The sequence below is a fragment of the Duganella sp. 3397 genome, from assembly GCF_031456625.1.
GTDB lineage: Bacteria > Pseudomonadota > Gammaproteobacteria > Burkholderiales > Burkholderiaceae_D > Rugamonas > Rugamonas phyllosphaerae.
The window spans coordinates 1-17851 of sequence record NZ_JAVDVB010000005.1; the positions used below are offsets into that span (position 1 = coordinate 1).

Annotated in this window: 24 protein-coding genes and 1 pseudogene; 12 read left to right on the plus strand and 13 right to left on the minus strand. The window is 57.4% G+C overall.

What is annotated here, in order from left to right; all coding sequences use genetic code 11:
- The 5 genes from J2X54_RS16385 to J2X54_RS16405 form a co-directional block, all read right to left on the minus strand.
- Window positions 1–443, minus strand: a 443-nt coding sequence (locus J2X54_RS16385; protein WP_310182098.1) for a hypothetical protein, incomplete at its 3' end; no start/stop codon positions are given.
- A gap of 1 nt (window position 444) precedes the next feature.
- Entirely contained in the window at window positions 445–867 is a 423-nt protein-coding gene (locus tag J2X54_RS16390) for a helix-turn-helix domain-containing protein (protein WP_310182099.1), read from the minus strand.
- A gap of 321 nt (window positions 868–1188) precedes the next feature.
- Window positions 1189–2088, minus strand: a complete 900-nt coding sequence (locus J2X54_RS16395) for a hypothetical protein (RefSeq protein WP_310182100.1) — start codon at window positions 2086–2088, stop codon at window positions 1189–1191.
- Between the two features lie 39 nt (window positions 2089–2127).
- Window positions 2128–3375: a phage integrase central domain-containing protein gene (locus J2X54_RS16400; RefSeq protein WP_310182102.1), complete on the minus strand. Its 1248-nt coding sequence runs from the start codon at window positions 3373–3375 to the stop codon at window positions 2128–2130.
- Between the two features lie 639 nt (window positions 3376–4014).
- Complete coding sequence (locus J2X54_RS16405; RefSeq protein WP_310182104.1) at window positions 4015–4233, minus strand: hypothetical protein; 219 nt, start codon at window positions 4231–4233, stop codon at window positions 4015–4017.
- A gap of 61 nt (window positions 4234–4294) precedes the next feature.
- Here J2X54_RS16405 and J2X54_RS16410 point away from each other — a divergent pair, with 61 nt between their 5' ends.
- Window positions 4295–4420 carry a hypothetical protein gene (locus J2X54_RS16410; RefSeq protein ID WP_310182105.1) on the plus strand — a complete coding sequence of 42 codons (126 nt, stop codon included), beginning with the start codon at window positions 4295–4297 and terminating at the stop codon, window positions 4418–4420.
- Between the two features lie 38 nt (window positions 4421–4458).
- Here J2X54_RS16410 and J2X54_RS16415 read toward each other — a convergent pair whose 3' ends face one another.
- Window positions 4459–5343 (minus strand): hypothetical protein, encoded by an 885-nt coding sequence (locus J2X54_RS16415; protein ID WP_310182106.1) that lies wholly within the window; start codon window positions 5341–5343, stop codon window positions 4459–4461.
- 79 nt (window positions 5344–5422) lie between these two features.
- Here J2X54_RS16415 and J2X54_RS16420 point away from each other — a divergent pair, with 79 nt between their 5' ends.
- The gene (locus J2X54_RS16420; protein ID WP_310182107.1) at window positions 5423–5620 is read left to right on the plus strand and encodes a hypothetical protein; all 198 of its coding nucleotides are present in this window, start codon (window positions 5423–5425) and stop codon (window positions 5618–5620) included.
- Between the two features lie 139 nt (window positions 5621–5759).
- The gene (locus J2X54_RS16425) at window positions 5760–6590 is read left to right on the plus strand and encodes a hypothetical protein (protein WP_310182108.1); all 831 of its coding nucleotides are present in this window, start codon (window positions 5760–5762) and stop codon (window positions 6588–6590) included.
- A gap of 67 nt (window positions 6591–6657) precedes the next feature.
- On the opposite strand, the pseudogene J2X54_RS25750 reads toward J2X54_RS16425, so the two are convergent.
- Both J2X54_RS25750 and J2X54_RS16430 read right to left on the minus strand, forming a co-directional pair.
- Window positions 6658–6816, minus strand: a pseudogene (locus J2X54_RS25750) (hypothetical protein); the annotation flags it as partial.
- Window positions 6771–7196 (minus strand): hypothetical protein, encoded by a 426-nt coding sequence (locus tag J2X54_RS16430; protein WP_310182109.1) that lies wholly within the window; start codon window positions 7194–7196, stop codon window positions 6771–6773. The pseudogene J2X54_RS25750 and the gene J2X54_RS16430, both read right to left, overlap by 46 nt.
- On the opposite strand from J2X54_RS16430, the gene J2X54_RS16435 reads away from it, so the two are divergent.
- The 6 genes from J2X54_RS16435 (at window position 7186) to J2X54_RS16460 (ending at window position 9182) form a co-directional block, all read left to right on the plus strand.
- Window positions 7186–7434: a hypothetical protein gene (locus tag J2X54_RS16435; protein ID WP_310182110.1), complete on the plus strand. Its 249-nt coding sequence runs from the start codon at window positions 7186–7188 to the stop codon at window positions 7432–7434. The two genes, J2X54_RS16430 and J2X54_RS16435, sit on opposite strands and share 11 nt — an antisense overlap.
- Window positions 7435–7497: 63 nt before the next feature.
- Window positions 7498–7818 carry a hypothetical protein gene (locus J2X54_RS16440; protein ID WP_310182111.1) on the plus strand — a complete coding sequence of 107 codons (321 nt, stop codon included), beginning with the start codon at window positions 7498–7500 and terminating at the stop codon, window positions 7816–7818.
- Window positions 7815–8054 carry a hypothetical protein gene (locus J2X54_RS16445; protein ID WP_310182112.1) on the plus strand — a complete coding sequence of 80 codons (240 nt, stop codon included), beginning with the start codon at window positions 7815–7817 and terminating at the stop codon, window positions 8052–8054. The genes J2X54_RS16440 and J2X54_RS16445 overlap by 4 nt, the downstream gene beginning before the upstream one ends.
- Window positions 8041–8487, plus strand: coding sequence for a glycoside hydrolase family protein (locus J2X54_RS16450; RefSeq protein WP_310182113.1), 447 nt, complete (start codon window positions 8041–8043; stop codon window positions 8485–8487). The genes J2X54_RS16445 and J2X54_RS16450 overlap by 14 nt, the downstream gene beginning before the upstream one ends.
- An 87-nt stretch (window positions 8488–8574) precedes the next feature.
- Window positions 8575–8904, plus strand: coding sequence for a hypothetical protein (locus tag J2X54_RS16455; RefSeq protein ID WP_310182114.1), 330 nt, complete (start codon window positions 8575–8577; stop codon window positions 8902–8904).
- The gene (locus J2X54_RS16460) at window positions 8901–9182 is read left to right on the plus strand and encodes a hypothetical protein (RefSeq protein ID WP_310182115.1); all 282 of its coding nucleotides are present in this window, start codon (window positions 8901–8903) and stop codon (window positions 9180–9182) included. The genes J2X54_RS16455 and J2X54_RS16460 overlap by 4 nt, the downstream gene beginning before the upstream one ends.
- Before the next feature lie 19 nt (window positions 9183–9201).
- Here the strand turns inward: J2X54_RS16460 and J2X54_RS16465 are convergent, their stop codons facing one another.
- Together J2X54_RS16465 and J2X54_RS16470 are read right to left on the minus strand one after the other, a co-directional pair.
- Window positions 9202–9744, minus strand: a complete 543-nt coding sequence (locus J2X54_RS16465; protein WP_310182116.1) for a hypothetical protein — start codon at window positions 9742–9744, stop codon at window positions 9202–9204.
- 9 nt (window positions 9745–9753) lie between these two features.
- Window positions 9754–10314: a hypothetical protein gene (locus tag J2X54_RS16470; protein WP_310182117.1), complete on the minus strand. Its 561-nt coding sequence runs from the start codon at window positions 10312–10314 to the stop codon at window positions 9754–9756.
- Window positions 10315–10446: 132 nt separating this feature from the next.
- On the opposite strand from J2X54_RS16470, the gene J2X54_RS16475 reads away from it, so the two are divergent.
- The 3 genes from J2X54_RS16475 (at window position 10447) to J2X54_RS16485 (ending at window position 13085) form a co-directional block, all read left to right on the plus strand.
- Complete coding sequence (locus tag J2X54_RS16475; protein ID WP_310182118.1) at window positions 10447–11133, plus strand: hypothetical protein; 687 nt, start codon at window positions 10447–10449, stop codon at window positions 11131–11133.
- 63 nt (window positions 11134–11196) lie between these two features.
- Window positions 11197–11982, plus strand: coding sequence for a DNA adenine methylase (locus J2X54_RS16480; RefSeq protein WP_310182119.1), 786 nt, complete (start codon window positions 11197–11199; stop codon window positions 11980–11982).
- Between the two features lie 215 nt (window positions 11983–12197).
- Window positions 12198–13085 carry a hypothetical protein gene (locus tag J2X54_RS16485; RefSeq protein WP_310182121.1) on the plus strand — a complete coding sequence of 296 codons (888 nt, stop codon included), beginning with the start codon at window positions 12198–12200 and terminating at the stop codon, window positions 13083–13085.
- A gap of 325 nt (window positions 13086–13410) precedes the next feature.
- Here the strand turns inward: J2X54_RS16485 and J2X54_RS16490 are convergent, their stop codons facing one another.
- The 3 genes from J2X54_RS16490 to J2X54_RS16500 all read right to left on the minus strand — a co-directional run bounded on the left by J2X54_RS16490 (window position 13411) and on the right by J2X54_RS16500 (window position 17703).
- Window positions 13411–14469, minus strand: a complete 1059-nt coding sequence (locus J2X54_RS16490) for an NADP-dependent oxidoreductase (protein WP_404990927.1) — start codon at window positions 14467–14469, stop codon at window positions 13411–13413.
- A 108-nt stretch (window positions 14470–14577) separates the two neighbouring features.
- Window positions 14578–16251, minus strand: coding sequence for a phospholipase D-like domain-containing protein (locus J2X54_RS16495; RefSeq protein WP_310182124.1), 1674 nt, complete (start codon window positions 16249–16251; stop codon window positions 14578–14580).
- 96 nt (window positions 16252–16347) lie between these two features.
- On the minus strand, window positions 16348–17703 hold the full coding sequence (locus J2X54_RS16500) for an MFS transporter (RefSeq protein WP_404990930.1): 1356 nt from the start codon (window positions 17701–17703) through the stop codon (window positions 16348–16350).
- Window positions 17704–17851: the final 148 nt, after the last annotated feature.

Below are 17851 nucleotides of genomic sequence, written 5' to 3' on the forward strand. Positions count from 1 at the left end.
GGGAAAATGTACGTCTTTGCTTGCTCATCAAACACCTCTCCATGGCGAGCATTCTCGCCTAAATTGGTGTCCGGGTACATTAAACCACTACAATCAGACTTCTCACCAATTCGCACGAAGCACCCAGCCAGTCGAGCGCCGGGGATCACTACGTCTTCAAAATTGCCTTGGCTATCGATCACCATTGCCAATACATTGACTGGTTCTTTGGCAGAGTCGTAGATAATCGCCGCTACCGAGTGATCGCAATGCGTTGGACCTACATTGGCTCTGTCAGCGAGGACCTGTACCATCACACCATCCAGTGCGTGTGCAGCCAGATATTTGTGGTTTGCACCGCTGGACGTCATGCCCAGAATGAGCTCGTCCAAAGAGCACTGCGCTGCATCGACCTGCCAGTTGTTGTGGATCAAATGCGACTGGCTGTGGTTGGGCTTATACATTTTAATGGCCCTCCATCGCAGCGGCTGTAACTTGCAGCGCGGGACCAGCGCCGGTTTGGTCGCGTTGAGCAGCTAAGTCCATTACGTACTGATGAATTTCGTGCTCGAAGAAGCGAATTGCGGCGCGACGACCGCTCCCGAATTTCAGTGGCTGGGGCATTGTCTTAGCAGCCACGTGCTCGGTCACAAAAGTACGTTTCACATTCAGGATTTCTTGCACCTCGCTAGAAGTGAGGAGCTGGATGCGTGGCTTACTCAAAACGGTTTGACCTGGCAGTGACGACAAGGTCGCAGTATCAGGGCTTGGGCTGAGTGTTTTGGCGCGCTGGACAGCTGCGCCAGTGGCCATTGGACGTTCCAGTTCCTCGATACGTGAACGAATCGCAGATTTCTGTTTTGCCGGAGTACGTTTAGTAGTGTCCATAAATGATCCTTATCTTTTGCACTTGCGGATGCGAGTGCTCTGGATTCAAATCATATAAAACGAGTGGCTCTCAATTTCCGGAAAATTAATGGCTTTATTTCCAGGATTTGCGGTGTAAGCGAGTTGCGCGTCTACGGTAGTCACTTTTTAAAAGGGTTTTCCGGCTGCGTGATGGGTCGTCTGGATTTTTTTTCATAAAAAAATCCAGATTCTGCTCAACGCCGGATTTTAGTCTGCCCCGATGCGTGCGAGACCGATGCAAGAGATATTTTGAATTTTTACATAAGTGTTGTTTTTTGCGACCTGCGACCTTGCCGATGCTCACACTTGATCGTCGGACTTCAAGTCGATCCACGGCCAAGGATCAAACGCTAGGAGTTGTAAATACTCTCGACAGTAGACGTAGCTGAATGCGCGATCTAACAAATCTCCAACATGGCCCTCGCGTGACTTTTTGGACAATTTCTTATCCGCCAATTGGAGTTCATGTATTGATTTGTACTTTTTGAAGTACGTTTCCGTCACTTCCCCAACCCTCCTTCGGTCCTGGCAAGAAAAGAGGTCGACAATGCGGAGCAAATTCCGGAGTTTTCCACGGCTGGGAGTGCTCGGACGTTTTGCTACGAGATTTCCTTGCATGGCCGCAAGTGCAACAAGGCGCTCTCTGGCAATCTCTAACTGAAGGTCTATGGCCGCAATGCCCGGCGCTAAAGACACGAGATCAAAGATTATCGAAACTTGACTCTCTTGATACTCTAGCCCCGCTGATTGACGCGGTAAATTTTTGGGAAGTGTAAGTCTAGAGAGCATTTCAGTAGCAATCTCCCACTGGACGACTGCGGGCTTGCCGGGCCATTTTTTTTCCACTGTTTCACTTATGTAGTCGCGCGAATAGTGGATCGCATTGGACAAACCTGTTGTGGGTAAACGGTCCTGGCTCGGTTGAAATCCCCATTCAATATCGTCATCCCGATCGTGGCGGCGACGGTTTATTCCATCTTGCTGGCGCTGAAAAAAGCGGTTACGCCGTAAGAATTCCCAAGCGTAATGCCGAAATGGTGTCTCATCTGTGAGTATGCCGTAGCGGCTCGCGTCGCCTGGCTCATTCGGCAAAAAAGCATGTAGCGGAAACTGGTCGGCCACCTCATGGGGGTGAAATTCAGATCGCGGTCGAACATAGACCTTCGTTGAAGAGTGGGGCATGGTGGCTAGTTTTGGCATGTAATTTTTCAATACCTTAGCAGTAATGTCATCCCGAAGTCATGACAGAAGAGGCGGACGGGGCGACGTGCAATAAGCTTCCCAATCGCGCATTAATGCGAAGCGCTTGTCGTATAGGTCGCCCCGCGCGTATGCTGCCACAGTCTGATCCCGCAGACCGTGCGCAAGTGCGGCCTCGGCAACCAAAAATTCGTGCGTGGTGGTCTCGCCGACCCAGTCCCGGAATGTGGAGCGAAACCCATGAACAGTGATCTTATCGTACCCCATGCGACGCAACAGCATTGCCATTCCCATATTCGATAACGGCTTGTTCTTGGTCCCACCGGGAAAAACGAATTGACCTTTGGCGAGCGGTTGGACGTTTTTCAATACGGTTAGCGCACGCTCAGACAGCGGCACTCGATGTTCCTTCCCCGCTTTCATCCGCTCTTTTGGAATGGTCCATAGCTTTTTCTCGTGGTCTATCTCTGCCCACTGAGCTTGGCACACCTCGGTAGTCCGACATGCAGTTAGGATCAAATATTCAAGCGCCCATCTTGTCATCCCTTCCTGAGATTCGAGTGCTCGCATGAATTCCTGAATTTGAGTGTAAGGCAAGGCCGGGTGGTGGCGCTTGACGCGCAAGGATGCCGAGCTTTTAGCCAATAAATGCTCCAAATGGCCTTTCCATCGTGCCGGATTATCGCCGGTTCGCAGGCCATGCACCGTTGCCCAACCGAGGATGGATTCAATTCTTCCTCGAAGGCGAGTCGCTGTTTCGTGCTTGGTGGTCCAGATCGGCGAGAGGATGCGTTTGATATCGGCAACAGTGATGTCTGACGCAGCTTTGTCGCCGATTACTGGCGACGCGTATGTTGAAAGAGTATTTTCCCACTGCTGAGCATGTTTAGCATTTTTCCATTCTGCACGGTGATCCATGATGTATTCGGCGGCGCATTGGTCGAAAGTCTTGACTTCTGACCCCGCCGAGCTTGTGCCGGCAACTAAGGCCTGTTTTTCAGTCGAGGGGTCTCTCCCTTCGGCGCGCTGGGCGCGGTACGCGGCTGCCTTCTCACGTGCTATCCTTAAGGTGACGCCTGGGTATGCGCCAAGGCCAATCGACTTCGGTATGTAGCCGATCTTGTAGCGGAATATCCATGACGCATTCCCACTCGCGCTAATTTGCAGATAGAGTCCGCCTCCATCGCCGACGATCCCGCGTTTTCCAAGGCCACCGCTCGCCGTCTTGCATTGTTTAATTGAACTCTCGATCCGAGTGTCGGACAGCTTATTTGTAGAACCTTGCAAGGCATACTCTCCTTAGGGTGCTTCTGTTTCTGGGAGGGTACACTGACGATAGTGGTTAAGCACACCTGTAATCTCAACATACACCCCTGACACATACCAATATGAAGTATATACGGACGCAGGGGCGCGCAAAGACGATGTAAAAATACACTGGAAGCACGATTGGCGCTATGAGCGCGCACAGCGGCGACCATTGGCGACATCTTGTGTGACTGACACCGCTTCCGCCAGATGAAATGAATAAGCCCTTGATAATCAAGGGCTTTTTTGTTTTCTGACCGCACGCGTCGAGCAGGCCTATGCAGGTGAATTTAACAAATATTTCACAACTTGCGGAAGCGGTTTCCGCAACTCGTGTTATCGGGTGGGCTTGACGCGCTCTCCAACACGGCGATAAACCCGCTTGGTGATGTTCGTGTTGGTGTCCCAGCAGCTTACTGGCGTCATCCAAGCTCTCGATTTCGCTGGCCGCTTTCGGTCGGATGTCACGGAACTGGAATGCCTTGATGCGCTTGGCCAAGTCGGGCGCTCCCGCAGCTTCGGCCTCAGCGGCTGCCGTCGACCGTGCCTTCTCGAAGCGGTCGCGCAGCATCTTTGCGGTGACGTGCGTTCCGCTCGGCGTGCACACTAGGTGGCCACTCATGCACTGCACCGGACGCCCCTTAACTCCTCGATGAACAGGCCGAGATCCGTAAGGCCGGCAGCATTGCGCAGTTGGATGCGCAGCTTCTGGCCGCGCTTGCCTTGCGTTACCATCAACTCGTCGCCGCGCACGTGCTCCTTGCCCATCTTGATGACGTCAGCGGGCCGCTGGCCAGTCAAGTAGTTCAGGTCCATCGCATCATGCAGCTCAATCACGCCGGCGTCGTAGACAGCATCCCTAACGTAGGCCTCCGCGTAGTAGTCGCGCGGAACCTCTTTGTTTTTTCGAACGCCGGTACAGGGGTTTTCGTTCGTCGTGTACACGCCTGGCAAGACCAAGGGCAAGGAAGCCGACGCCCTGCGCATGTTCGACTACCTGATTCGTTCGCCCGGAAATATTTAAGCCTGCCACCTTACGGTCGCGGGCTTTTTTATTTGGTCTCAATCTTTTGGTTTTTCTGATACAGCCACAACTATTTCGCGTATCTCCTCCCAAGCTTCTGCCGCTTCGAAGCGCTGAGGCCCAGGCACGAAGCCAGCCAGAATTTGTTTAAGGATACGACCCTTCTCCAAGTGAAGGTCGGCGTGCAGCTTGGCGAGCCGAAGAAGTACCTGTGGCATGTACTCTGCCACTTGCCGGCATTCTGGACCGGCGCAACTTGGGTCAGGAGGCGCGCCGAGGCGTTGAGTTAAGCTGCACACCTTCGTGTAGGTAGAGAAAATCCGCTCCGCAGTCGAACTATGCGTGGTTGCTAAATCGCTCTGGGGCAATGCGAGCGTTACCCATAGAATCGCAAAAAGAGTGATGGTCCGAACATCTCGGTCGCTAGCGGAGTCTTTATAAAATTGCTGGGCCAACCGGTAGATTACTGCGGTGCTGCATAGATCGGCATCATATTCGGTCGCAAGGCTGAAACGCTGAGAATCTCCAATTTCGATTGAGCATTCATTATGCTTCCTGGAGATGTGCATGTACTCATGCACGAGGCAGAAGGTCAGTGCAAACTGAGGCAGAGGAAGCATTAGATTGTTCGGAAGCTCCAAGGTGCTATGGCAATCTGGAGGTAAAGATATGTCTAGGCATGTGTTTATCAGTCCTTCGCTAAGGTAGATACGACCCGGCATGGCTTCACCATTCGGCGTAAGAGTGCTTCGGATCCAGATCTCCGGAAGCGGATCAGAGGCTCGCTCATAACGGCGGGTCATGTCTAACGCGAGATTTGACACTTCGAACATGGATTTGACTTCTATGCGCCGTGGCATCTCCAATTTCTCTAGATATTCTTCGACGGTGTATCGGTATTGGATATCTGCAAAGCTTATCATCCTGCGTCCCCCTAAAAATTTATTGTGATTATCGCATTTTTTGAAACGCCGGCCATTTTGCGCTTCTGATCGCAAATTTATGAAAAAAATTTACAGAATAGATTTGATCCGCCGTGCTGTCGCAAGCAGCGACGGTGTATTGCTGGACTGTTTGATCGCGCAGTTGGTTGATGCGGAGCGAACGAAAGAGATACTTCGCGTGAAAGATTACGGCACCACCGGCACGTCCGCCAGCGCCATTGCCGCCCAAGTGCCGAACGCACCACGCAAGGATTGATCAATGACCCGCTTACAGACATTCAAGTCTGGACTGTCCAGCCTGCCTGCTCAGCTGAGCACGGTAACCGCTGGCAGCTGGCGTAGCGATAAGAAGAGCAGCACCGCACGCGGCTACGGTTACAAATGGCAACAGGCCCGTGCTGGCTAGCCTTGACGACAAGTTGAAAAAGGCCGAAGAGCGAGTCAAGAAAGCGAAGCTGGCATTTTTTTCGTTCGCTGGGTCGGATGCTGATAAACAGAGCAATCTGGACGCTGCTGAGCGGGACCGCGATAGCCTGCTGAATCAGCGTAAGGTTGCCGCCCTCACTGCCGAGCAAGAAGGTGCAGATCAGCGCCGTAACAAAGCCGCCATCCAGTTTGCCGAACTGGGCGACAAGTACCTGACTCGCCGCCAGCAGATGGAAATGGATATTGCGAAGGCGCGTACCTTGGGCGCGGAAGGAGCGCCGCAGGGTCAGGATCCTGCCGTTACCGAGGAATCGATCCAGAAGCGCATTGCGCAGATCCGCTCCAAATACGTCGACGTCAACAACGCCGGCATGGAGTCGCAAATCGGCGCAGTCGCCCGGCTCGGCGCCATGCAAGAGGAGGTGGCGAAGCGCGCCCGGATCCTACTCGATACTCAGCAGCGGGCTGGGGGCAACCAGGCGCTCGACAAGCGCATCGCCTACGCCGAAGCGATGGCCAAGCTGGACGAGGCCGCGATCCAGCGTGAGAAGTCCGGCGCGCAGCAGCGCTTGGCCATCGCGGGGCGAGAGGCCGTGTCCGAGGACCAGCGCTCTGCTTACCAGGAGAAGCTGGCCGGTCTGCGTGGCCAGATCGCGCTCGCGGACGAGAAGACACTGACCCGGCGCGCTGAGCTGACGAAAGAGCTCTCCTCGGTCGGCGGCACGGCCGCGGGTGCTTCCGTAGCCGGGTGCTCAATAACCTGGCGGTCCCACGTGCGTAGCAGACGAATCCGTAGTTGAACGGATCGAGGCCGTGAGTCGCCATGATCTCGATTGCGCACTGCACGGTTGGGCCGACGTGTTCCCGGGCGTCTGACGACTTCTCGTCAACAGCATCCCGCCAGCGGTAGATCTGCACGGCGCGGGCCAGATCACAGGCCGCCGCGATCTCTGCTGGCGTCAGGTCGCGGAATTGGCATTTCAGTCGGGCATCCGACGTGTTGATGGTGCCGGTGCGTGCGTAGATGGTGCGATACCCTTCGGCACCAACTCGGCCAGAGTCATGGCCAGCTCGGCTGCATGGAACACCTGCGACACGGTGGTCAACACCTTGTAGCCCTTGCTCTGCTCACCGAAGAAGCCAGCGGCAGCGCCGGCCATATCGCCGTAGCTTTGCAGGCGTTCCCGCCCTGCGATCGTATCGAGAATGCTGGCCTCGATCTCTTTGCGTACCGCTGCCTCCTCAACCAAAGTGCGGTTGTAGGCGGCCGCCTGCTCCTTGGTCAGGCCGATCACCGCATTAGCGTCGCGCTGCACCTGTAACTGCTGCTCCAAGGCATCGGCGTCGGCGGTGCGGGCTGAAAGCAATTTGTCCACCGATTCGAATGCAGCGCGATTGCTGTCCACATCCAATTCGGCGAAGCGCGCTGTTCTTGCTAACGACGGATCGATCATCACTCCGGCGGTGTCGGCCGCACCCGGCTGGCCAGCTGTCGAGGTGCGCGACGCCTACACCAAGGTCGTGCGCGAGGCCGGTGACCGCTACGCGTTTCGCTATGCCGAGCTGTCCATGTTCATCGCCGCTGGCCAAGCTGCGCGCCAAGATGCGCTCGAGCAGCGCCTTGCCGCGCTCGAGGCGGCGTAGCAGATCCCCACTCCACCACAACCCGCTCCGGCGGGTTTTTTTACGTCCCACGAAAGGGGAAACATGCCAGCAGATGAGGCAGTAGAAGACGCGCGCCACGCGGACAACCTGCATCGAATCAAGGCGCTCGAGGAAGAGTTGGCAGCGGCAGTAGCGACGATCAATCGCCTCGACGCTCGCGCGCAGGAGACGTTGGACGTGCTGGGCGCCATCAAGGGCCTGATCGGCCAGTTGGACGTTCCGGCGCTGCGCGAGATGGCCGACGCGATGGACACGATGAAGGGCGGTATCCGGGTGCTGGGCTGGCTTGAACGGCCAGCCAAGTGGCTGACGGTAATGGCGGCGCTGGCCGCTTCAATTTATGGACTGTGGAAACTCAAATGAAAAAACTTGAACTGATCGAAGACTGGCGCGCCGTGCTCACGCGCGCGTGGTCCATGAAATTCAGCATCCTCGCTGCCATCCTCGGCGGCCTGGAGGTGGGCGTGCAGCTGGTGCAGCCGGCTGGCATCCCAAACGGCGTGTTCGCTGGCATCGCGTCGGCGGTGTCGCTTTCGGCCGCCGTGGCGCGCCTGGTCGCGCAGCGTGAACTGTCGGGAGGCGCCAATGGCAACGCCTAAGCAACGTACGGCCGCAGCTGCGGCGCTGGCCACCATCATCGCCATCCCTGCCGAGGGCATCCGGCAGTTCGCGTATTACGACCCGCCCGGGATCCTGACCGTGTGCTACGGCCACACCGGCGCTGACGTGGTGGCGAAGCGCAAATACTCGATGGACGAATGCCGCTCGTTGCTGACGACCGACATGCAGAAGGCGGTGGACCACGTCGAGCGGTGCGTACCAGGCGTGCCGGTACCGGTGCCGGCGGCGTTCTCCGACGCCGTGTTCAACCTGGGCCCGGGCCTGGCGTGCAGCCGCGCCACGTCGACGGCAGCGCGCATGCTCTACGCCGGCGACCTGGTCGGCGCGTGCAACCAGCTTCCGCGCTGGGACAAGGCGCGTGCTGGGCGCCATGGTGGCGCTGCCGGGGCTGACCAAGCGCCGCGCCGCTGAGCGCAGCCGGTGCCTGACGGGCGTGCTGTGAGCGCGCTCAGCTTGGCCGGCGGCGCCGTCGTCGCCGGCATCTGGAAAGTCGCGGCCGTGGCGCTAGGCGTCCTGCTGCTGGTGTTGATCACCGGCACGGGCTGGTGGCTGGCGGCGGCAGCGCGCGACAAGGCGCTGGCCAGCCTGGTGGCGGAGCAGGGCGCCAGCGCCGCGCTGCGCGCTTCGATCGGCGTGCAGAACGAGGCGGTGCAGTCCATGCACCGCGCCACCGTGGAGGCCGACGCGCGCGGCCGCGCCGCCCAGGAGCTCGCCGCAGCAAATGGGCGTCGGCTGGGTGCCGCCCAGTCCCGGCTGGCCGGCGCGCGCGCCACCACCTGCGACGAGGCCATGCCGTTCGTGAACCAGCTGTTGGAAAGTGTTCGATGAAACCACAAACCGCACGACAAATCATTTCAAAGATTATTCCGCTGGTGGCCGCCGCACTGCTAGCCGGCTGCGGCACAGCGCCACCGCCAACGCAGACCGTTTACGTGCCGGTGCACACGCCATGCGTGAAGGACAAGCCGCCGGCGCCTGTGTACGAGTTCGACAAGCTGCCGATCGATGCGCTGGCCGGTGCCAAAGTTCTGGCGCTGGCGCGGGACTGGCTGGCAGGGCGGAAATACGAGGGTGCGCTCGAGGCGGCGCTGATCGGTTGTCAATAATCGACGATCGCTTCTCGTTCTAAGATGGTGTTTTGTTTGGAGGGGCGAGCCTGCCGGCTCGCAGATATTTACGGAGATCAGGCAATAGCTTTGCCCAACGTCCCTGTGTGTCGCTAATTGCTTCTTCGCCTACCGCAATACCCATAGCGGTGTAAGCCGCTTTAACATTGTCCCCGTCAATGAAGATAGTATTTGCTGCCATGGGATAACCCACTGCATGTAATGAACCGCTTAGTGCTGTAAAAGACTCCGCGATTTTTTTTCTCAGAACCTCAGTGACTCCGACACAGGACGGTACTTGCTGTTTTAAAACTATCTCTAATATTCCAATGATATTCAAGAATCTTGCATAACCGAAGAGGTGTGTCTTGGGATTGTAATTATTGCTAATGGTGTCGGAATAAATAAGCGAAATAATCATGCCAAAAATATATCTTCTATAATATATTAAACATATTTGTAGGGGGTCGTTTGGTCCGTTGTACTTCTTAACTATCTCAGGCGAAACAACATTCGAAAAATAATCATGAAGAGTGGTTGTTGCGCTAGCGTCAGCATCCATTTCCAATGCTCACTTAGTGCGGTCCACCTCAGCCGGCGTATCGAATTTTCTGAATTCATCCGATTGTTGGAAATCTATATGGCCATGGGCAAAATGAGCGTACTCGTGGGCTATCATGAAAAACAGCGCCGCAAAAGCGCAGTTTAAATCTTCGGCGTAAAATTCGGTTTCAGATAGAATCCAAGAACGCGTGATATCGACAAGACTTGTGGCATTGTAATACTCTTTGATCGGCTGAGTTTTCAAATGTAGAAAATCAGATATGGGGTGCAGGGATTGCAAGTGTGATGCTAATTTGAGTATGTGATAAATTGTCGATTCGGAAATAACTATTATAAATTCTTCCGATGGAGTTTTGAATATCCTCATTGGTTGAAGCATTCTGGCGATGGCAAACGTAGGATTTATTTTATGCGGGAATCGCTCCCTGAGATACAGAAAATATTTATTAATTTCGGGCACTATTCCGAAGCTCTCATCAATTGCTTCTTCGAGAGTTAATATGTAAGCCTTCGGGCCAAACTCTTTGTTTGCCACTTTGATAGTGTCATAGTCCGAATAAGTTTCCAAGTTTTCTCCACTATAGATTTGCGTATGCCTTGACATTAGCAGGTTTGGAAGGTTCTACAAAGGCACGGCGGCCCACCTTCAATTTGCTATACTGTATGCATATACAGTATTGATGGCCAAGGGGGGGGCGGCATGCGGGTTTGGGTTTTGCGCCGACGCGAGGGCGGCGCATATCTGCCGGAGCCGGTCCGGGTAGGCTTTACGCCGGCGCCGTTCGAACTGCTGGTGGTGGAGGTCAAGGACCAGGGCAAGCGGCGGCCGTCGAAGGTCGGCCGCCTCTACGCGCCCGGCACGAAGTCGATCGTGGCCGAGCTGGCCAGCGTGCAGCTGCTGTGGCTGAAAGAATTTGAGTTCGTGCTGTACGGCGTGAACGTCATCGCCAACGAGCGCGGCCCGGTCCACGCGACCCAGTCCTGGATGTGCAAGCTCGACGAACCACTCCACGCGGTCAGCTACCGGATGCGCGGGATCTTCGATCGAGGCCGGCCGCTGCCGCACCGGCAGGTGATGGACCGGCCATCGTACATCAACGAGGGCAAGCTGACGGTCGCCGGGGCACTGGACGAGCGTCTGGGCCGCCACGCCACGCGTGCGGAATTCGGCACGGAATCCCGACTCGCGGGCACGTTGCTCGACTGCGACCTGGAGTGGATGAGCGAAGAGCGATTCCAGCTGTCCGGGTTTGAGCACTACGACGCGTACGGCGACGCACCGGCCCAACTGTTGCGCCAGGGTTGGCTCGTCGAGTTCGACATCAAGACGCCCGAGCAGATCGCCTACGTGCGGTCGTTTGCGAAAGGTCTTCAAGATCGAGGCTGATACCGTATCCGTTCGTCCTCCGCCTTGTTATGCTGTATGTTTATACAGTATTAAGGGTAACTCATGGCAATGCCAATAATTCCATGGATCGGCGGCAAGCGTCGTCTGGCCGATCGCATAGTTCCGCAATTCCCCAAGCACAGCTGCTACGTCGAAGTCTTCGCCGGCGGTGCCGCCCTATACTTCATGCGGCCGCCGGCGGATGTGGAAGTGATTAACGACGTCAACGGCGACCTGGTCAACCTGTATCGGGTGGTGAAAAATCATCTGGAAGAATTCGTGCGCCAGTTCAAATACGCGCTCTCGAGCAGAGACGTTTTTAAGTGGCTCCAAGCTACCCCGCCGCATACGCTCACCGACATCCAGCGCGCCGCGAGATTCTTTTATTTGCAGCAGCAGGCGTTTGGTGGAAAAGTGGACGGGCAGAGCTGGGGGACGGCCACAACCGCGCCGCCAGTGAACCTGCTACGCATCGAAGAGAACCTCTCCGCCGCGCACCTTCGCCTGGCCAGCGCTTATATCGAGAATCTTGACTGGTATGAGTGTATGGAGCGCTATGATAGACCCCATACGCTTTTCTATCTTGATCCCCCATACTGGCAGACGGCCGGCTACGGTGTGGACTTCGAATTCGACCAGTACGAAAAAATGGCCGATTTGATGTCGCGCCTCAAGGGCAAGGCCATTCTTAGCTTGAATGATCACCCTGATATCCGCCGGGTGTTCGCGGCCTTTCAGATGGACACCACCGGCATCAATTACACGGTGGGGGGCGGGAAGGGCGCAGAGCGCAGCGAGCTGATCATCTACAGCTGGGACAGGGACGCTGAGCCCGCTGGTCTGTTCTGACCCGCTGAGGCCGGGTTATTGAGGTAGGTCAAGCATAGTAAAATCAACGATTTACAGAGCAGGTATTCTATGTGAATAACCCATTGTTTGCTCCGCAAGTCTTTGATCTGCAAGGCTAAAGTCTAAAGCGGCTATCTGACTTCTAAGCTGGAAGTCTAATTATCTACTTTACAATTGAATCTTCCTATGCAAGAGTGGTTGCAAAGGAGATACACATGACCGCTGCGGCTGACAAATACGCACTTTATTTTCGAAACTGGAAATTCGTACTTGGCGATTATCCTACGGGCGGTACGCGGGTAACCGCGTCAGAGTACCTCCCAGAAATGGAAGGGCAATTATTTTGTCCTGAGTGCTATGCGCCTCTTTTTCGTTCTCCTAAAAATCGTGATCGTAGCACCGCTGGCAAGGCGGCCTTCTTCGCGCACAGCCGCTCTGTGAGATTGCCTTGCAGCATTCGTACTAAACCGACGGAGGGCCGGCGGTATGAGACTGAAGAGGATGCTCGCAAGGCCATAGAAGATGGGCGCCTTGTCATACTGAGCGAGTTCATGCAGCAGAGACCCGAAGGGACAGGAGTCGAAGCCGGGCAGTATGATCAAGGTCCAGTCGAAGACATTGAAGGACCGCTTGCTTCTGTCCCGATCTCACGCCATCGTGGAGAGTCCTTCTTATTACCGAGCCGTATCTCAACAATCGCCGGCATGTGCCGAAATTTTGACCAGAATTTTGACAAATATTTCGTAATGCCAGGTGCGCAATATGCGGTGCCGCTTAGAGAGCTTCTTTCGAGTGTGCATGAGATAGCTGAACAAAATCCTGTAGCGAGGCTGTATTTTGGAAAGATTGAAGCGTACGACCAATACTGGACGTCAGGAAAGTGGAAAACTACCCTCATGCATAAAGCGCCAGGTGTGGGCGATTTTTGTTTAAAGCTGAGCGGCTCCATGCAGTCTGAGAAGGGCATCTCAAAAGAAAGCATAGGTCGAATTCTGCTGATGTATGGTCCGATATCCATAAATGGGAGTGGACTGTGTCTTGAGAACTTAGGATACGGCGAGTTTGCATTGCTCCCGCAGAAGTATGAGTATTTGCTTGAGTAGGTACCGTTGTAGGTACGGATATGTAGAAGTGGTTCTCGCGTGGCTTGGATGCTGATTATTCGCATTACACCGCTTCCGCCAGATCAGAAAAAAACCGCCATCAGGCGGTAATGCCGTTAAGTTAAGCTCAGCGTGCCCGTCGTACCCGCGAAGGCGGGTACCCAAGTTCTACGAAATTCGTCAAAATGCCCGCCAAATTGGGTCCCCGCCTGCGCGGGGACGACGTTTCGATGCTAAAAAAAATTAAAACTTCAGCTTAACTTAACGGCATTACCATCAGGCGGTTTTTTCTTGTCCGTTGCGTTTTCACGCACAGCCCACTCAATCACTCCCCAATCCGCACCACCAACTTCCCAAAATTCCGCCCCTCCAACAACCCCATGAAAGCCTCCGGCGCCGCATCAAGCCCCTCCACAATATCCTCCCGATACCGAACCTGGCCAGACGAAATCCAGCCTGCCATTTCCTTGTAAAAAGCCGGCCGCTGATCAACAAACTCGCGCTGGATGAAGCCGCGCACGTTCAGGCTGCGACTGAGCACCTCGCGCATGAAGCCAGGAAGACGGTCCGGGCCAGCAGGCGGCGCCGTATCGTTGTATTGCGCGATCAGGCCACACACCGGCACGCGCGCGAATTCGTTCAGCAGCGGGAAAACAGCCTCCCACACGTGGCCACCGACGTTTTCGAAATACACGTCGATACCTTTCGGGCACGCGGCCTTGAGCTGGTCGGCAAAGTCCGGTGCACGGTGATCGACCGCGACATCGAAGCCGAGTTCGTCGCGCAGGAACGCGCACTTGTCGGCGCCGCCGGCGATGCCGACCGCCCGTGCTCCCTTGATCCTGGCAATCTGCCCGACTGCCGAACCCACGGCACCGCTTGCCGCTGCCACCACCACGGTTTCGCCCGGCTTGGGCTGGCCGATCGTCAGCAGGCCCGCGTATGCGGTAAAGCCGGTCATGCCGAGCACGCCGAGCGCGGTGCTGACCGGTGCGACCGACGGGTCGAGCTTGCGCAGGGTGGCGCCGTCGGCGACGGCAAAGTTTTGCCATCCCGAATGTGACAGCACGATATCGCCTTCGGCAAACGCGGGGTCGCGTGACTGGATCACCCGGCCGACCGTGGCGCCTTCCATCACGTCGCCAACTTCCAGCGGCGCGGCATAGGATTTGGCCGCGCTCATGCGGCCGCGCATGTAGGGATCGAGCGAGAGATACAGGATTTTCAGCAGCACCTGGCCGTCGCCCGGCTCGGCTACTGGTACGGTGTCGAACTTGAAATTGTCGGTGGTGGGCTTGCCGTCAGGGCGGCTGGCCAGCAGGATGCGGCGGTTTTGTTCGTTCAAGGTAGGGCCTTTCGATGATGTAGGAGGAATGAAAAGCATCAGCCTTCACGATGAAGGGTACTTGACCTGTGAAGCGGAAAGTTTAACGGTCCCGGCGATTTCAGGTCGCGCGGGACGATGTTGCACGAGATTCGCGGACGGCGTTACCTACACCGCGCTGCGCGAAAAATAGTTGCGCTGCCTGCTGCGAAAGCCGGCGCCGTAGTACGCCTGTGCCCAGCTGCAATCTTCCACCAGCGGGTTGCTGGCAAAGAAGGTGCCGGACGCCATCGCCGAGCGCACCGCGTCGCGGAACGCGTAGTGGGTGTACGACCGCATGAATTCGCCCAGGTAGATGTCGGCCACTTCGTGGTCGCCGGCGATCACCAACATGTTCTCGTCGTTCTGCTTGCTCGATGCCAGGCTGAAATTGGCCGAGCCGCTGATCACCAGCGGCCGCTTGCCCAGCGGGTCGATCAGCATGAACTTGGTGTGGATAAATTGCACGTGTTGGGCCATGGCGTTGCTGCGTTCGAGCAGAAACTGGTCGAGCGCATTGGTGCGCAGGTAGGCGCCCATTGCCACCCGGCCGCTCTCGGTAGCGCGAATGTCCCTGACGATGCGGCCGATCTTTTCCACCTGCTTCTTGTTGCCTTTCAGGCCGTCCATCAGCACGTAGCGCACGCCGCGATGCTCGGGTACGAGCGCTTGCCCCAGCCGGTCGTCGATCGAGAACGCCAGCGTGAGCAGCACCGCCTCCGCGTTATGGATTTCGGCGATGTAGCGGTCGAGCGCATCGCGTTCCTTGCGCGGACTGAAGACCGGCGTGCAACCGTCGGGCCATTGCGCCGGCAACGGGAAAGCGGTGGTGATCGCTGCGCGCAGCGCCACGCTGGCAGGGTCGGCCGCCAGCAATTGCCAGTATGCGAGAAACTGCTGCGCCACCGTGGCGTCCCATACTTCGTGGCCGGTGTTGAGCTGGCCAAAAAAACCGTTTTGCGACCAATTGAGCGAGCCGCCCCACACGGCGTGCGGCGTGCCCTGGGTGGAGAGCACGATAAACTTGTTGTGGGCGATGTAGCCGGGATTTTTCTCGCGCGCGATGCCGATGTCGGCCAGGTGCGCCATGTCGAGCTCGCCGATGTTTTCTTCGCGCGGATAGGCGGGGCTGTCGTCGTCGCCGTTTTCCTTGGCGTCGTAGATGATGCGCACCGCCACGCCGCGTTCGCGCGCCGCGCGCAGGGCGTCGAGCACCGGCGCGTGGCGCGCTTCGTAGATGGCGGCGTGCAGCGCGTCGCCGGCCTGGGCCTGGGCGATAAAGGCGAGCAGGGATTCGAACAGGCCACGGCTGAGCCATTCGAAGGCCTGGTTGTTGGGCACGTCCTCCGGTGCGCGGTTGGCAAAGCGGCGCGCATACTCCTGGGCGGCAATCGCGCCGCGATTGAAGTGGATGGCGTGGCCCGACGCCGTGCGCGTAATCGTGCGCACCGGCACCGCCACCTCGGCCAGCACCGTGAGCGCCGCGGGCGTGCCGCCGAGCGCGACGATGCGGTACGTGTATTCCACGCCGGGGCGCACCGTGTAGTCGGCCCACTGGAAGGTTTGCAGCGGGTGGTTGCGGGTGGAAACGCGCGTGCCTTTACCGGTGCCGGGATCGGTGGTGGCGTAGCGCTTTTGCGCTTCGAGCCAGTCGGCGCGGCCGGTCTCGTGGTCGGTGCGGTGGATGGCGAAGCCTTGCAACTGGCCGGCGCGCGCTTCGGGCCAGTCGAAGCCGAAGAGAATCACGTGGCTACCGGCAATCGCCTGGACATGCAGGCCCCCATCGGTGCGTTGCGCGCGCATGGCTGTCTCCTGACGGATCAGAAAGTGTCAGGTTAGGCCTGCTTGTTCGATGCGGGTTTGGGGTAGCGCACGCTTGGTGCGCCACCCCCGAGGTTGTTACGCTTCCGGCTCCGCCACCGGCTCCACCACGCTGGCCACGAGCACCACGCACAGCAGCGCCGTGCCCACCATGTACATGAACACGCTGCTCCAGCCGAAGTGGTCGAGCAAGATGCCCACCATCAACGGCGCCACTGCGCCGCCGATCTGGCCGAGGAAGTTGACGATGCCGAACGCGGTCGGGTACGTCGATTTGCTCACCAGTCCCATCGCGTACGCCGAATAGCCGGCAAAGCCGATGCCCACCATCAGGCCCGAGATCAGCAGCGTGGCGCCGAGGAACACGGCGCTGTCGGGGGCGTTGATCAGCAGGCACAGCATGAGCGTGGTGCCGATGGCGCCGAGCAGCATCATCGGCTTGCGGCGGCCGTCGAGCAGGCGGTCGGAGATCAGGCCGCCGATCATGTTGCCGGTGACCGCGCCGATGAACGGCGCCGAGGCCAGGAAGCCCATTTTGACCGATTCGAAACCGCGCACCGTCACCAGGTACGTCGGGATCCACGACATGAAGATGTTGGTGATGCCGATCATGCAGCCGTAGCCGAGCGCCACGCCGATGATGTTCCACGACGTGAAGACCTGGCCGATGGTGTGCAGGCGCTCCACGCGGCGGGTGCGGTTGATGGCGTCGAGCAGCGGCATGCTGCGCAGGTGGCGTGGTGCCGGCTTTTTGCCAGCATCGGCTGGCGCGCCTTCGCCACGGATATAGCGCTGCTCGGCTGGCGAGCAGAAACGGCTCTCGCTCGGCGAGTTGGTCACCAGCAGCAGCCATAGAACCGCGAACAGGAAACCGGGCACGGCAAACACGTAGAAAATCTCGCGCCAGCCCCAGATCGCAATCACGATCAGGCACACCGACGGCACCATTAATGGCCCCAGCTTGGAGGCGGCAATCCACAAACCGGTCGCCAGGCCTTTTTCCTGCGGCGGAAACCAGCGGTTGATGACGTTGGTGCAGCCGATGCCGAGCGGTCCTTCGGACAGGCCCAGGCCGATGCGGTACAGCTGGAGCAGCAGCACCGACGTGGTGGTGGCCATCAGCGCGGTAAACAGCGACGTAAACACCATGCACACGGCCAGGAAAATGCCGCTGGCTTTTTCACCGAGGCGGCGGTACAGCATGCCCACCGGAATTTGCACGATGGCGTAGGCGAACGAAAACAGGCTGACGATCAGGCCCGCTTCGGTATTGGTGATATGGAATTCCTTCTTCATGTAGGGCAGGGCGATGCCGAAGTTGGCGCGGTCGGCGCAGGCGATGGCCCAGATGCAGAAAATCAGGCCCATCACCACCCAGCGGTAATTGGTCTTCTTTTCTTCTTGCGGTGCTGCAGTTACAGGTGTTGCCGGCATGCTCGCGGTGGATTGCTGTCGCATAGATGTCTCCAGTGGTGTTTTTTTATTTGGTCACAAATCCTCCCACCCGTACCGAACCGCGTCCAATCTTTTATGGACATGAGGTGATCCGCAAATTGAATCATTCCCGGCCGTGTATCAGTTG